13 protein-coding genes are annotated in these 13,965 nt (G+C 71.9%); 8 read left to right on the top strand and 5 right to left on the bottom strand.

The genetic code is table 11. The annotated features are described in order from the left end of the window. Positions 1–22 precede the first annotated feature (22 nt). The 7 genes from WMF42_RS14325 to phoU all read left to right on the top strand — a co-directional run bounded on the left by WMF42_RS14325 (position 23) and on the right by phoU (position 7,021). Positions 23–718 carry a response regulator gene (locus WMF42_RS14325; RefSeq protein ID WP_061611866.1) on the top strand — a complete coding sequence of 232 codons (696 nt, stop codon included), beginning with the start codon at positions 23–25 and terminating at the stop codon, positions 716–718. 6 nt (positions 719–724) lie between these two features. Then, entirely contained in the window at positions 725–2,230 is a 1,506-nt protein-coding gene (locus tag WMF42_RS14320) for an ATP-binding protein (RefSeq protein ID WP_437692462.1), read from the top strand. Between the two features lie 94 nt (positions 2,231–2,324). Next, positions 2,325–3,434, top strand: coding sequence for a phosphate ABC transporter substrate-binding protein PstS (gene pstS, locus WMF42_RS14315; protein WP_061611868.1), 1,110 nt, complete (start codon positions 2,325–2,327; stop codon positions 3,432–3,434). Between the two features lie 100 nt (positions 3,435–3,534). Then, on the top strand, positions 3,535–4,497 hold the full coding sequence (gene pstC, locus WMF42_RS14310) for a phosphate ABC transporter permease subunit PstC (protein ID WP_061611869.1): 963 nt from the start codon (positions 3,535–3,537) through the stop codon (positions 4,495–4,497). Further along, entirely contained in the window at positions 4,494–5,405 is a 912-nt protein-coding gene (gene pstA, locus WMF42_RS14305; RefSeq protein WP_437692459.1) for a phosphate ABC transporter permease PstA, read from the top strand. Before pstC ends, pstA begins: the two co-directional genes overlap by 4 nt. Positions 5,406–5,414: 9 nt before the next feature. Continuing rightward, positions 5,415–6,275, top strand: coding sequence for a phosphate ABC transporter ATP-binding protein PstB (pstB, locus tag WMF42_RS14300; protein ID WP_437692457.1), 861 nt, complete (start codon positions 5,415–5,417; stop codon positions 6,273–6,275). A gap of 17 nt (positions 6,276–6,292) precedes the next feature. Continuing rightward, entirely contained in the window at positions 6,293–7,021 is a 729-nt protein-coding gene (gene phoU / locus WMF42_RS14295) for a phosphate signaling complex protein PhoU (protein ID WP_061611870.1), read from the top strand. Here the strand turns inward: phoU and WMF42_RS14290 are convergent. From WMF42_RS14290 to WMF42_RS14275, 4 genes are all read right to left on the bottom strand, one after another. Next, positions 7,018–7,506 (bottom strand): molybdenum cofactor biosynthesis protein MoaE, encoded by a 489-nt coding sequence (locus WMF42_RS14290; RefSeq protein ID WP_437692455.1) that lies wholly within the window; start codon positions 7,504–7,506, stop codon positions 7,018–7,020. The two genes, phoU and WMF42_RS14290, sit on opposite strands and share 4 nt — an antisense overlap. Next, entirely contained in the window at positions 7,503–8,018 is a 516-nt protein-coding gene (gene moaC / locus WMF42_RS14285; protein WP_437692453.1) for a cyclic pyranopterin monophosphate synthase MoaC, read from the bottom strand. The genes WMF42_RS14290 and moaC overlap by 4 nt, the downstream gene beginning before the upstream one ends. A gap of 90 nt (positions 8,019–8,108) precedes the next feature. After that, positions 8,109–9,161 carry a GTP 3',8-cyclase MoaA gene (gene moaA, locus WMF42_RS14280; protein WP_437692451.1) on the bottom strand — a complete coding sequence of 351 codons (1,053 nt, stop codon included), beginning with the start codon at positions 9,159–9,161 and terminating at the stop codon, positions 8,109–8,111. 89 nt (positions 9,162–9,250) lie between these two features. Next, entirely contained in the window at positions 9,251–9,502 is a 252-nt protein-coding gene (locus WMF42_RS14275) for a MoaD/ThiS family protein (RefSeq protein WP_061611874.1), read from the bottom strand. A 126-nt stretch (positions 9,503–9,628) separates the two neighbouring features. On the opposite strand from WMF42_RS14275, the gene WMF42_RS14270 reads away from it, so the two are divergent. After that, positions 9,629–13,171 (top strand): serine/threonine-protein kinase, encoded by a 3,543-nt coding sequence (locus WMF42_RS14270; protein ID WP_199694115.1) that lies wholly within the window; start codon positions 9,629–9,631, stop codon positions 13,169–13,171. A gap of 34 nt (positions 13,172–13,205) precedes the next feature. Here the strand turns inward: WMF42_RS14270 and WMF42_RS14265 are convergent, their stop codons facing one another. Continuing rightward, entirely contained in the window at positions 13,206–13,898 is a 693-nt protein-coding gene (locus WMF42_RS14265; RefSeq protein ID WP_061611876.1) for a hypothetical protein, read from the bottom strand. Positions 13,899–13,965: the final 67 nt, after the last annotated feature.

Below are 13,965 nucleotides of genomic sequence, written 5' to 3'. Positions count from 1 at the left end.
TGCGCTGCTACACCCGTCGTCCATGCCGAGCCACGTGCTCATCGTCGAGGACGAGCGCGACCTTCAGCGCGTCCTTACTTATAACTTTCGTCAGGCTGGGTTTGATGTGGTCTCCGCCGGGAGCGGCGAGACAGCGCTCCGAGCGGTCAAGGAAGAGCGGTTCGATCTCGTCCTGCTCGACCTGATGCTCCCGGACATGTCGGGCACCGAGATCTGCCGCCGCCTCAAGCAGAACCCGCAGACCTCGGCGGTCCCCGTCATCATGGTCACGGCCAAGGGCGAGGAGATCGACCGGATCGTCGGCTTCGAGCTCGGGGCCGACGACTACGTGGTCAAGCCGTTCAGCGTGCGGGAGCTCATCCTGCGCGCCCGGGCGATCCTGAAGCGGTCGGAGAGCCCCACGTCAGCCCCGGAGAAGTTCGACTTCGGGATCCTGCGGGTCGATCGGGCCGCGCACCGGGCCTGGGTGCAGGAGAACGAGATCGCGCTGACGGCGCTCGAGTTCCGCCTGCTCATGATGCTCTACGATCGCCGCGGCCGCGTGCTCTCGCGCGACCTCCTGCTCGACGAGGTGTGGGGGTCGCACGTCGACGTCACCGCGCGCAACGTCGACACCCACGTGAAGCGCGTCCGCGAGAAGCTCGGGGCCGCGGGCGACTACATCGAGACCGTGCGCGGCGTCGGCTACCGGTTCCGCGCCGATCCCGAGGCCGCGTAGGGCGCCATGCGCGCGCTGCGGCGGCTCGGCGTCGGCGCGAAGCTCGTGGGGGCGACGGTGCTCGTCCTCCTCGTCGCGGGCGTCCCGATCGAGCGCCTCGCCGCGCGCGACATGGAGGCGGCGCTGGTCCCGGAGCACAGCCCGCGCGCCGCCGTCGACGCGGCCGTCTGGCGCTCGCGGCGCACCCTGCTGATCGGCATGGGCGCCGTGATCGTCGTCGCCATCTCGGTCGGCGCCGCCGCCACGTTCCTCATCACGCGCCCGATCCGGAGGCTGACCCGCTCCGCGCTCGCCATGTCCGAGGGCGACCTGTCGACGCGCGCGCCCCTGCGCGGCTCGGGCGAGCTCCGCCAGCTCGCGCGCGCGCTGAACCACCTCACGGGCGAGCTCTCCCGATCCATCGCCGAGGCCCGGACGGAGCGCGACCTGCTCGCGAGCATCCTCGACGGCATGAGCGAGGGCGTGCTCGTGCTCGATCGCGACGGGCGCATCCTCCTCGCCAACCGGGCGCTGCGCGCGATGGCCCCCCTCGGCGACGACGCGCTCGGCCGATCGGTGATCGAGGCGATCCGCAACGCGCGGCTGACCGAGGCGATCCAGCTCGCCGGCAAGCGGGACGAGCCGGTCGACGTCGAGGTCGAGCTCGGGCGGACGCTGCCCAGGCGGCTGCTCGTGCGCGTGTCGCGCAGGAAGAGCCCGGCGCGTTGCCCACGTGACGCACGTGACGCACGCGATGCGCACGACGCGCGCGGCGCGGACCACGACGGGGGCTCGACCGAGCCGGGGTTCATCGCTGTGTTCCACGACGTCACCGATCTCCGCCGGCTGGAGACGATCCGGACCGACTTCGTCGCCAACGTGTCCCACGAGCTGCGGACCCCTGTCACCGCGATCAGCACCGCCGCCGAGACGCTGCAGCTCGGCGCGCTCCAGGACCCGCACGAGGCGGCCGAGTTCGTCGACGTGATCGACCGGCACGCGAAGCGCCTGCGCCACCTCGTCGACGACCTGCTCGACCTCTCGAAGATCGAGGCGAAGAGCTTCCGCCTCTCGCTGTCGGGGCTCGACGTGGCCCCCGCCATCGAGCACGTGACGCACCTGCTCGGCGAGTCGGCGCGGCGGCGACGGATCACCGTGACGGTCGACGCCGCCGCCCTCCCGCCAGCGCGGTGCGACCGACGCGCGCTCGAGCAGGTGCTCATGAACCTGCTCGACAACGCCATCAAGTACGCCGGCGAGGGCGCCCACGTCCTGGTGAAGGCGCGGTCGGCCGACCAGCAGGTGACGATCGCGGTGGCCGACGACGGCCCCGGCATCCCGCCCCACCACCTGGGCCGCATCTTCGAGCGGTTCTACCGCGTGGACGCCGGCCGCTCGCGCGACCTCGGCGGCACGGGGCTCGGCCTCGCCATCGTCAAGCACCTGGTCGAGCTGATGAACGGCTCGATCGAGGTCGAGAGCGCCATCGGCCGCGGCACCCAGTTCACCGTCCGCCTCGCGCGCGCTGCGTGACCTTGCAACCTTGCAAAGCCGGGAAAGAGCGGTGCTCTCCGTTCCACCTCGCTGTCACGCGGCTGTCACAGAGCTCGACTACGCCTGAGGCTGCATGACTCGAACTCTGCTCACCCTCGCGATGTTGACCGTGACCGCGGCATGCGGTCGCTCCGATGCCCCGCAGGACACCGGCTCGCTCCCCGGCTCGAACAAGAGCGCCGGACCCCAGCCGACCGCCGATGGAGAGATCGCGCTGACGGGCGCGGGCGCGACGTTCCCATACCCGCTCTATACGAAGTGGATCTCCGAGTTCCAGAAGACCAACGCGAAGGTCAAGATCAACTACCAGTCGATCGGCTCCGGGGGCGGGATCCGGCAGATCACCGAGCGGACCGTCGATTTCGGCGCCACCGACGCGCCGATGACCGAGGAGCAGCTCGCGAAGGCGGCCGGCATCCTCCACCTGCCGACGTGCCTGGGCGCTGTCGTGCTGACCTACAACCTCGAGGGCATCCCGTCGGGCCTGAAGCTCACGCCGGACGCCGCCGCGCAAATCTTCCTCGGCAAGATCAAGAAGTGGAACGACCCGGCCATCCAGAAGGAGAACCCGGACGTGAAGCTCCCCGAGAAGGACATCGCGACGGTCCACCGCTCGGACGGGAGCGGCACGACCAAGATCTTCGTCGACTACCTGAGCGCGGTCAGCCCGGAGTGGAAGAGCGGCCCCGGGACCGGGACCAGCGTCAACTGGCCGGGTGGCCTCGGCGCGAAGGGCAACGACGGCGTCTCCGCCCTCATCTCCAGCACGCCCGCCGCCATCGGGTACATCGAGCTCGCGTACGCGATGCAGAACAAGCTCACGTTCGCGTCGCTCAGGAACAAGAGCGGGAAGTTCGTCGCCCCGTCGCTCGAGAGCACGACCGCCGCGGGCGCCGGCGCCGCCGCCAGGATGCCCGACGATCTGCGGATCTCGCTCGTGGACGCCGAGGGGGAGGACGCGTATCCCATCGCCGGCTTCACCTACCTCCTCGCGTACCAGGAGCAGAAGGATCTCGCGAAGGGGAAGGTGCTGGCCCGGTTCATGAGATGGGCGATGCAGGACGGCCAGAAGTTCACCCACGATCTCCACTATGCGCCGCTGCCCGCAGCCGTCGTGGAGAAGGTCAACGCGAAGCTCGCCGCGCTGGTGGGCCCCGACGGCAAGCCGCTGCTCGCCCCGTAGTAACCCCGAAGGAAGGCCCGCGCGCGGCGCGAGCGGCGGTTCCGCCGGGCGTCGCCGCCGCGGTGCGCGCAGGTAGGTCATGAGCACGGTAGAAGTCCCGATGCAACAAGCTGCCTCGTCGCCGACAGGAGGCGACGCGGCGGGCGGGGCGCGCGGCGCAGACCGAGCGTTCCGCGCCATCCTGACGGTGTTCGGCCTGACGGTGCTCGCGGTGCCCCTGCTGATGGTGCTGGAGCTCGTCCGGTCATCGCGGCTCTCGATCGACAAGTTCGGCCTCGGGTTCCTCACCGGGACCGTGTGGGACCCCGCGCGCGAGCAGTTCGGCGCGCTCCCGTTCATCTACGGCACGATCGTCACGTCGCTGATCGCCATCGCGCTCGCGGTCCCCGTCTCGCTCGGCCTCGCGATCTTCCTGTCGGATCTGGCGCCCCACCGGATCCGCAGGCCGCTCGGCTTCATGGTCGAGCTGCTCGCGGCGATCCCGAGCGTCGTCTACGGGTTCTGGGGCATCGCCGTGCTCCGCCCCTGGCTCCGGGACACCGTCGAGCCGGTCCTCATCAAGTATTTCGGCTACCTGCCCCTCTTCGAGGGCCCGCCGCTCGGCTTCGGCATGTTCGCCGCGGGCGTCATCCTCGCGATCATGATCGTCCCCACGATCACGTCGGTGTCGCGGGAGGTGATGCAGGCGGTGCCCCAGCTCCACCGCGAGGCGGCGGTCGGCCTGGGCGCGTCGGCCTGGGACACCATCCGCTACGCGGTCCTGCCGTCCGCGCGCTCGGGCATCATCGGGGCCATCATCCTCGGGCTGAACCGGGCGCTCGGCGAGACCATGGCGGTCACCATGCTCATCGGCAACGTCCCGAAGGTGAGCGCCTCGATCCTCCACCCCGGGTACTCGATGTCGAGCGTCATCGCGAACGAGTTCGTCGAGGCGACGAGCGACATGTACGTGTCGGCGCTCTCCGAGATCGCGCTGCTCCTCTTCGGGGTCGCCCTCCTCCTCAACCTCTTCGCCCGATGGCTGGTGAGCTCGACGAAGAGCCAGCTGGAGCGACGCGCATGAGCAGCACGACCCCTCCCCCCGTCGCCAGGCCGTCCAGCGCCCCCCGGCGCACGCTGCTCGCGCCGGCCCCCGGCGAGCGCCTGCGCCGCGCCCGCGGCTACTTCTTCGAAGGGCTCTGCGCCGCGAGCGCCGTCGTCGTCCTGGTCCCGCTGTTCCTCATCTTCATTTACGTCGTCAGCAAGGGCATCGGCGGGCTGTCCCTCGACTTCTTCACCCAGCTCCCGAAGCCGGTCGGCGACGAGCGGAGCGGCATGGGCAACGCCGTCGTCGGCACGCTCATCCTGATCGCCATCGGCTCCTGCATCGGGCTCCCGACAGGCATCCTCGCCGGCATCTACCTGGCCGAGATCGGCCGGGGCAAGCTCGCGAGCGCCATCCGGTTCATCGCGGACGTGCTCGGCGGCGTCCCGTCGATCACCATCGGCGTGTTCATCTACGCGCTCGTCGTGGTCACGATGAAGCAGTTCTCCGCGCTCGCCGGCGGCATCGCGCTCGCGATCGTGATGCTCCCGACGGTGACCCGCACGACGGAGGAGCTGCTCAAGCTCGTGCCCGCGCACCTCCGGGAGGCGTCGCTCGCCCTCGGCGTCCCGGAGTGGCGCACGAGCCTCCTCGTCGTGCTCCGCACGGCCTCTCCCGGCATCGGCACCGGCGTGATGCTCGCCGTGGCCCGCATCGCCGGCGAGACCGCGCCGGTGCTCCTCACCGCGCTCGGCTCCCAGTACTGGAGCGTCGCCGTCGATCGCCCCATCGCCTCGCTGCCCGTGCAGATCTGGCGCAACGCGACGTCGCCCTACGCGAAGTGGCAGCAGGAGGCCTGGACTGGCGCGCTCGTGCTGATCGCCATCGTGTTCTTCCTGAATCTGCTCGCCCGCATCGTCACGTCCCGGAGCGTCAAGGCGCGTTAAAGGCACTCGATGAGCTCGTTCGACTCGCCGCACAATGCACAGATCGGTCAGCGCCGCAGAGGGCTCGACGCCAACGGCATCGACGGCCATTCCGTCGAGCCCGAGCCCCAGGCGCCGCCAGCGAAGATCAGCGTCACCCGGCTGAACGCCTATTTCCACAAATTCCACGCGATCCACGACATCACGTTGGACATCCCGGATCGCCACGTCACGGCGGTGATCGGGCCGTCCGGTTGTGGCAAATCGACGTTCCTGCGCTGCCTCAACCGGATGCACGAGCAGGTGCCCGGGGCCACGGCGAAGGGCTCCGTCATGATCGACGGCGTGAACATCTACGACAAGGCCGTCGACCCGGTGCGGCTGCGGCGCCGCGTCGGCATGGTGTTCCAGAAGCCCAACCCGTTTCCCACCATGTCGATCCGCGAGAACGTCCTCGCCGGCCACAAGCTGAACGGCAACTCCGTGAAGGACCCTACAGGCCTCGTCGAGAAGTGCCTGCGCCAGGTCGCGCTCTGGGACGAGGTGAAGGACAAGCTCGACCAGTCCGGCCTCTCGCTCTCCGGCGGCCAGCAGCAGCGGCTCTGCATCGCGCGCGTGCTCGCCGTCGAGCCCGAGGTCATCCTCCTCGACGAGCCGTGCTCGGCGCTCGACCCGATCGCGACCGCGCGCGTCGAGGAGCTCATCGACGGGCTGAAGCAGCGGTATACTTGCGTGCTCGTCACACACAACATGCAGCAGGCCGCGCGGTGCTCTGACTACACGGCTTTCTTCTACATGGGGGATCTGGTGGAGTTCGACAGGACGCAGACCATCTTCACCAACCCCAAGGAAAGCAAGACCGAAGATTACGTCACCGGTAAGTTCGGCTGAGGGGAGCGGGGAGATTCATGCCGACGTCGCACACGAGCAAGGTCTACGAGCACGAGCTACGGACGTTGCGAGAGAAGCTGCTGCTGATGGGCAGCCTGGTCGAGGAGATGATCCAGAAAGGCTCGACCGCGCTCGCGACGCGCGACACGGGCCTCGCCAAGGCGACGATCCGGCTCGACCGCCGGATCAACAGCCTGGAGTGCGAGGTCGACGAGCTGTGCATGAGGATCCTCGCGACGCGCCAGCCCGTCGCCTCCGACCTGCGCTTCGTCACCACGGCGCTCAAGATCGTCACCGACCTGGAGCGCATCGGCGACCTCGTGGTGAACGTCTGCGAGCGGGTGCAAGAGCTCAACGAGGAGCCGCCGCTCGCGCCGGCGGCGGAGCTGCAGGGCCTATCGGACGAGGCGATCGAGGTGGTGCACGAGGCGCTCGACGCGCTGGTCGCCCGCGACTGCGATCGCGCGAAGGAGCTCCTCACGCGCGACGACGTGATCGACGAGCACTACGCCCGCATCTTCCAGGAGGTGCTCCACACGATGAGCCGCGACCCGAGCACCGTGTACAGGGCCACGCGCATCCAGTCGATCGCGAAGTACCTGGAGCGCATCGCCGATCACGCGATGAACATCGCCGAGTCGGTGGTGTTCCTCGTGAAGGGGACGGACATCCGGCACAACAACCGCCTGAAGGAGAACGATCCGCTCTCCACGCGGCCCCCGCCGCCAGGCCTGCGGGTGCGCTAGCCGTCGCCCGGCGGCGCCGCGCCGCCATGGCCGTGCGCGTGCCCGTGGTGCTCCTCGTGCTCGCCGCCGCAGCGGGCGTCCTCCCAGCCGACCCAGTAAGGCCCGTCAGGGCCGTGCTCGCGCTTCCAGATCGGCAGGCGCGCCTTGATGCGATCGATGAGCAGGCGGCACCCGCGGAAGGCCTCGCCCCGGTGCGGCGCGCTCGCGGCGCAGGCCACGGCGACGTCGCCGATCCGGAGCGCGCCGATCCGGTGCGTCGCGGCGACGCGCACGCCGGGGATCTCCGCGGCGAGCTCGGCCAGGATCCGCTCGAGCTCGGCCTCGGCCATCGTGCCGTAGGCCTCGTACTCGAGCAGCGTGACGGACCGGCCGTCGTTCACGTCGCGAACGACGCCGAGGAACGTGGCGATACCGCCCGCGCCGGGGTGGGACACGGCGGCGATGAGCTCGTCGAGGCGGAGCGGCTCGGTGCGGATCCGGCTCACGGCGCGCTCCTCTGGAAGTGGCCGGAGCGGCCCCCGCTCTTCTCGAGGAGCTTGATCTCCGAGATCACCATCTCGCGGTCGATGCCCTTCAGCATGTCGTAGATCGTCAGGCACGCGGCGCTCACCGCGACCATCGCCTCCATCTCGACGCCTGTGCGATCGAGCGCCTCCGCGGCGGCGGTCACGCGGATCGACGCGGAGGCCTCGTCCACGTCGAGCTGGACCGCGACGTGCGTGAGCGCGATGCCGTGGCAGAGCGGGATCAGCTCCGGCGTGCGCTTCGCCGCCATGATCCCCGCGATCCTCGCCGCGGCCAGCACGTCGCCCTTGGGCGCGTCGTCGCGCGCGACCCTCGCGATGGTCTCGGGGCGCATGCGCACGGCGCCCGACGCGACCGCGCGGCGGTGCGTGACGGGCTTGCCTTCGACAGGCACCATGCGGGCCTCGCCGCTCGGGGAGAGGTGGGTCGAGAGCGCCTGGCCCTCGCCGGTTTGTTCGGGGGTTCGCGACATCGATCCGGAATCTGACACGGCGAGCCGCGGGACCGGAAGCCGAACCGTGACCCGGAGCCGCGCCGATCAGCCGGCGCGTCAGACGCCGCCTCAGCCGCCAATAGCGCGGATCGACACCGAGGACGCCGTCTCCTCGGTGCAGCCCTTCCACACCGTGCCGTCCGGCTTGAGGCGCCACGCCTCGTCGAGGCGCTGGCGGATCGCCGCCCGATCGCCGGCCTTCGCCTCGAGCGAGGCGTCGACCCCGTCGTCCGTGGCGAGGCACGGCCGGAGCACGCCCGTCGAAGAGACGCGCAGGCGGTCGCAGCTCTCGCAGAACGTGTCGCTCGTGCCCGAGATGAACCCCACGCGGAGCGACGGGTCACGGCGGGCTCGGACGTACCGGGCCGGGCCGAGCCCCGGATCGGTGACCGCCTCCTCCGGGAGGAGGTGCTCGGCGAGCCGCGCCCGCATCTCGGCCGCCGTGACGAGGTGCTCGCCGACGAGCCTGGCCCCCTCGGCGATCGGCATCACCTCGAGGAAGCGCGGGATCATCCGCCGCTCCCAGGCCCACAGCGTGAGGCGCTCGAGCTCGTCGTCGTTCACCCCGCGGAGGACGACCGTGTTCAGCTTGATGGAGGAGAAGCCCGCCGCGACCGCCGCGTCGAGGCCCCCCAGCACGCGGGCGAGGTCACCGCCGCGCGTCACCTCGCGGAAACGCTGCGGATCGAGGGTGTCAATCGAGACGTTCAGGCGGTGCAGCCCGGCGTCGCGCAGCGGCCCGGCGAGCCGCGCGAGCTGCGACGCGTTCGTGGTGAGGGCCAGATCGTCGAAGCCGAGCGAGGCGAGGCACGCGACGATGGAGACGATGTCGGGGTGGAGCAGCGGCTCGCCGCCGGTCAGGCGGACCCGCCGGACGCCGGCGTCGCGCAGGGCCTCGAACAGGGTGCGCCAGGCGGGCGTCATGAGCCGGCCGTCGGTGTAGCCGTCGTGGCGCGACGGGCGGCAGTAGGTGCACGCGAAGTCGCACCGGTCGGTGACGGAGATGCGCACGCTCCGCGGCGGGGGCGTCGCGCGCGCGCCGGGCGCCTCGACGGCGCCGTCCCGGTACGGGATCATGGCGGCGCGGCGCCCGGCCCCGCCGCCGCCGCCGAGGAGCGGCAACGAGCGCCGCCTCAGGGCCGATGCGTCTGCTGAGGTGGGCGCCGGATCGAGGCCAGTCGGAGAAGGCATGTCGTCCCTCGCGGGTCTCCCTAGCCGCCCGCCACAGGTGGGATGAGCGCCACCTCGTCGCCGAAACCTACAGGATCGCTCGGCGTCGCATACACGCCGTTCACGGCCACCCGGATCGAGCCCTTGTAGGGAGTGAGCCCAGGATATCGGGCGCAGACTTTGTCGAGGAGCTCCGCCGCCGTGCAGGGGCCGGCGAGCGGCAGCGCGACCTCTCCGGCGCCGAGGACATCTCTCGCGCCTGCGAACGCGAGCACGCGAACAGCGGCATCCATGGCCGGAAGCTAGCATCGCTGCGCTGGCGCGACACGACGAACTGGGGCCGAGCGCCCCGGGGCCACCCCGGCGAGATGTGCCTACCGGGCCCGGCCGGCACGGCTATCATCGGACCGCTCTCCGCCATGTCCGAAGAAGGCTTTTTACCGGGCACCATCCTGGCCGGTCGCTATCAGGTCCGTCGCGAGCTGGGTCGCGGCGGCATGGGCGTCGTCTATCTCTGCCGCGATCTCGTGATCGACGAGCGCGTCGCGGTGAAGCTGCTCGATCGGCCGGGCACAGGCGCGCGCCCCGAGGACGCCTGGTGGTTCCAGGAGGAGGCCCGCGCGCTCGCCGGGCTCTCGCACCCGGCGCTCGTGAAGGCCCGCGACTTCGGGGCGCTCGCGAACGGAACGCCGTACCTCGTGATGGACGCCGTCCCGGGGCGATCGCTCCACGAGTGGCTCTACCTCGCGCGGCTCGAGAACCCCCTGCCCTGGCCGATCATCTGGAGCGCCATCGACCAGGTCCTCGGCGCGCTGGCGCACGCGCACGCGCGCGGCGTGATCCACGGCGACCTGAAGCCGTCGAACGTCCTCGTCGACCTGCAGCACGGCGGCGAGCCGCCGATCGTGCACGTGCTCGACCTCGGGCTCGCCTGGCTGATCCAGGACCGGATCGATCACCGGCTCGACGGCTCCCGGGAGAGCGAGCCGACGGTGCGCTGGGGCGCCGGCACCCCGGGCTGGATGGCGCCCGAGCAGATCCGCTTCGCGGCGCCCCACGTCGGGCCTCCGACGGATCTCTACGCGCTCGGCTGCATCCTCTACGCGCTGCTCGCCGGCGGCGAGGTCTACGACGGCACGAACGAGGAGCTCCTCCAGCAGCACCGGAGCGCGCCGATCCCGGATCTGCCGCTGCCGCCGGAGGTGCCCGGCGACGTCGCCAAGTTCGCGAAGCGGCTGCTCGCGAAGCGGCCGTGGCACCGGTTCGACTTCGCGGGCGACGCGCGGCGGGTCTGGAAGCGCTTCGAGCCGCGCAGCGACGTGAACGCGATCGCCACGCCGCTGCCGATCGCGCTCCTGACGAGCGGCCGGCTGCCCCCGAGCCGCAAGGAGCTGCTCACGCCCGAGCTGATCGAGCCTCCAGACGACGATCCGCCGCCGTCCGTGACCACCACGGGCCTGCTCGCTCTCCGGCCGAGCCCGTTCGTGGCGCGCACCGGCGAGCGGGCGCGCCTCATGGAGGTCGTGGCCGAGATGGTCGACGCGCCGAAGGCGATGCACCGGTTCGTCCTGCTCGCGGGCGAGGCCGGCGTCGGCAAGAGCCGGCTGGCCGAGTGGCTCTGCGAGGAGGTCCACGAGCGCGCGCTCATGGTGCCGCTCCGCGCGCGCTACCGGCGGATCGCGGCGCCGCTCGACGGCGTGCTCGGCGCGGTGACCCAGCACTACCGGCTGGAGCGGGCGGAGCGGGAGATCGTCGAGAAGGTGCTGATGAACCTCTGGGAGGTCCCGCCCGAGGACGAGGTCGGCAAGACGTGGGTCGCCGCGACAGCCGAGTGGATCAAGCCGTCGCCTCCCGGCAGCGAGGCGGTCGGCCCGACGGGGAAGCGCTTCCGCCTGGATCGCCCGGAGCTCCGCTGGCTGATCATCCGCAAGACGCTGGAGCGGATCGGCCGCGATCGGCCGGTGCTGCTGTGGCTCGATGACCTGCACTACGCCTCGTCGACGACGTTCGAGGGGCTCCTGACGCTCCACCGCGACGCGCCGAACCTCGGCCTGCTCGTCGTGGCGACCGTCCGGAGCGAGGCGGTCGAGTGCGATCCGGCGGCGGCGCGGCGGATCGAGGGCGCGCTCGCGGCGTACGGCGGGGAGCGGCTCGACGTCGCCCCGCTGAACCCGACGCAGACGCACGCGCTGCTCCGCGAGACGCTGCCGCTCGACGACGCGGCGGCCGAGGCGGCGACGGCGCGGTGCAAGGGGAACCCGCTCTTCGCGCTGCAGCTCCTGCACGCGTGGGCGGGCGGCGGCCACCTCCAGCTCCGGGCGGGCAAGTACTTCGTGCCGCGCGGGTCGATGGCGGTGCAGGCGTCGACCACCGCCGACCTCTGGGAGGAGCGGCTCGCGGCGCTGCCCGCCGATCTCCGGGGCGGCGCGCGCGCCGCGGCGGCGCTCGGCGGCGACATCCGGCGCGAGATCCTGCGCGCGCTGCTCGACGCGCTCGACCTGCCCGCGGATCGCGCGATCGCGGCGATGCAGCGCGCGCAGATCCTCCTCGCGGTGGGCGACCGGCTGCGCTGGCCGCACGCGCTGCTCCAGGAGCACCTCCTCTCGCAGCTCTTCCTCGAGCCGGACGCGGCGCGCGTCTTCCGCGCGGCCGCCGACGCGCTCGGGGCGCACCCGGCGGCGTCGAGCCGCCGCATCCTCCGGCACCGGGTGGTCAACCTGCTGCGCGCCGGCGACACCGACGAGGCGGCGGACCTCATGCACGCGCACGTGGCGGCGCACTGGCAGAGCTCGCGCGACATCTCGGCGACGCTGCGCGATCTCGCTGTGCTCGACGGCAAGCTGTCGGGCAGCGACTCGCGCCCGGGGCTCCGGAACGGCGTGGAGACGCGACCCATCCTGACCGGGACGCGGCTCGGGACGCAGCTCCGCTTCCGGTCGGAGGCGCTGCGGCTGGCGGGCCGCCTCGACGAGGCGCGGCGCGACGCGGAGGAGGCGCGGCGCATCTTCGAGCACGCGGGCGACCGGGAGAACCAGGCGCACTGCCTGCGCCTGCTCGGGCACATCGCGTCGGACGTCGGCGCGGAGGCGCAGGGACGGCGGCTCGTGGCGCGCGCGCACGCGATCTTCGACGAGATCGGCCACCGCCACGGGCAGGCGCAGTGCGAGGTGCTGCTCGGGGAGATCGACTACCAGCTCGGCGAGCACACGCGGGCGCGGGCGGTGCTCGCGTCGGGCGAGGCGCGGTTCCTGGAGGTCGGCGATCGGCTCGGCCGGGCGCAGTGCCTGCTCCTGCAGAGCATGGTCGAGCAGGCCGGGGCGCTGTCCGAGGCGGCGCGGACGCTGCTCACGACGGCGCGCGCCGACTTCGACGCGATCGGCTACCGGCTCGGGCTCGCGCAGTGCGACCTGACGCTCTCGCACGTGGATCACCGCCTCGGGCGCTTCGATGCGGCGCGCGAGGGCGCGCTCGCGGCGCGGCAGAGCTTCCGCGACCTCGCGAACCCGCGCGGCGAGGCCGGGTGCGAGCGGCTGCTCTCGATGGTGGCGCTCGACGCGGGCGCGCCGGAGCTCGCCGAGGATCACGCGCTCGCGGCCGGCAGGATCTACGAGACGCTGGCGGACCCGTGGGGGCTCGTCGAGGCGCGGCTGCTCTTCGCGCAGATCGCGCTCCACCGCGGGGACGCGGAGCAGGCGCGGGAGCACCTCATGGCGTGCGAGGCGGTGGCGCTCGCCGAGGCCGAGCCGCGGCAGCACCGGCACCTGACGCTCGCGTGGCTCGCGTACCACGAGGGGCGGTTCCACGAGGCGGCGCGGGAGCTCGACGCGGCGCGGGCGTCCTTCAAGGACAGCCGGACGGGGGACCACACGCCGCAGCTGCTCGAGCGGTTCGCGCGGATGGGGTGGCCCAAGCCGGCGGGGACGCGGATCAGCGGGTGGATGAGGACGCTGGCGCTGGCCTGAGCCGGCTGGCGCGCCTCGGTCGAGGGAGCGAGAGCTACAGCGGCAGCCAGAAGTCGGGGCCGAAGAGGCGGCGCGCGGCCTCGATCGTGCGGAGGGCGCGGGGGAGGTCGAGCTTCGCCTGGTGCTCGGCGAGCTGGACGACGTAGGGGATCCAGAGCGGGCGGCAGACGACCAGCGCGGCGAGGTGGAACTCGGCCTCGTCGGTCTGACCGAGACCCGTCGCGACACGCGCGAGGATGGTGTGCACAGGGACCGGCGAGCCGAGCGGCGCGATCGCGGTCGCGCAACGACGCACGCCCTCCGCAGCCTGCTCGCTGGGGTGGCGGCGGAACTCCTGGAACGCCTCCTCGAGCTCTTGCTCGTCGCTGACCTGCTCCGGCAAGTGCTGCGCCACCAGCTTCTTCCAGTGCTCGACGAACGGCAGCTCCGCGAGCGCGCTCGACCGGTCGGCGTGCGCGACGAGCAGATCGGCCTCCTTCCAGTCGCCAGCCTCGCGCGCGAACTCGAGCCCGGAGACGACGCGCGCCTCCTCGTGAAGCCCAGGCTCCTTCGTCAGGAGCCACCGCTGCCAGTACAGCGCGCCCCGGAAGGCCACGCGCGCGAGCGGCTCCTTGCCGTCGGCGCGCATCCGCAACGCCACGTCGATGAGCGCGCTCTTGTGCCGCTGGACGTCCTCGACCACGAGGCTCGCCGGCCACGCACAGAGCCCGCACGCCTCGGAGATCATCGCGCGCCCCTCACGCCGCGCGCCGGCCGCCCGCCAGCAGGCCGTGCAGAAGGAAACCTCCCCGACA

Source organism: Sorangium sp. So ce176, from assembly GCF_051519835.1.
GTDB lineage: Bacteria > Myxococcota_A > Polyangia > Polyangiales > Polyangiaceae > Sorangium > Sorangium cellulosum_G.
This window is presented reverse-complemented; position numbering and strand designations above follow the sequence as displayed.

Coding starts and splice junctions, on each gene's coding strand:
- pstA (WP_437692459.1), top strand. CDS start 4,494: ATGAGCAGCACGACCCCTCCCCCCGTCGCCAGGCCGTCCAGCGCCCCC.
- moaC (WP_437692453.1), bottom strand. CDS start 8,018: ATGTCGCGAACCCCCGAACAAACCGGCGAGGGCCAGGCGCTCTCGACC.
- pstB (WP_437692457.1), top strand. CDS start 5,415: ATGAGCTCGTTCGACTCGCCGCACAATGCACAGATCGGTCAGCGCCGC.
- WMF42_RS14325 (WP_061611866.1), top strand. CDS start 23: ATGCCGAGCCACGTGCTCATCGTCGAGGACGAGCGCGACCTTCAGCGC.
- pstS (WP_061611868.1), top strand. CDS start 2,325: ATGACTCGAACTCTGCTCACCCTCGCGATGTTGACCGTGACCGCGGCA.
- WMF42_RS14275 (WP_061611874.1), bottom strand. CDS start 9,502: ATGGATGCCGCTGTTCGCGTGCTCGCGTTCGCAGGCGCGAGAGATGTC.
- WMF42_RS14265 (WP_061611876.1), bottom strand. CDS start 13,898: ATGATCTCCGAGGCGTGCGGGCTCTGTGCGTGGCCGGCGAGCCTCGTG.
- WMF42_RS14270 (WP_199694115.1), top strand. CDS start 9,629: ATGTCCGAAGAAGGCTTTTTACCGGGCACCATCCTGGCCGGTCGCTAT.
- pstC (WP_061611869.1), top strand. CDS start 3,535: ATGCAACAAGCTGCCTCGTCGCCGACAGGAGGCGACGCGGCGGGCGGG.
- phoU (WP_061611870.1), top strand. CDS start 6,293: ATGCCGACGTCGCACACGAGCAAGGTCTACGAGCACGAGCTACGGACG.
- WMF42_RS14320 (WP_437692462.1), top strand. CDS start 725: ATGCGCGCGCTGCGGCGGCTCGGCGTCGGCGCGAAGCTCGTGGGGGCG.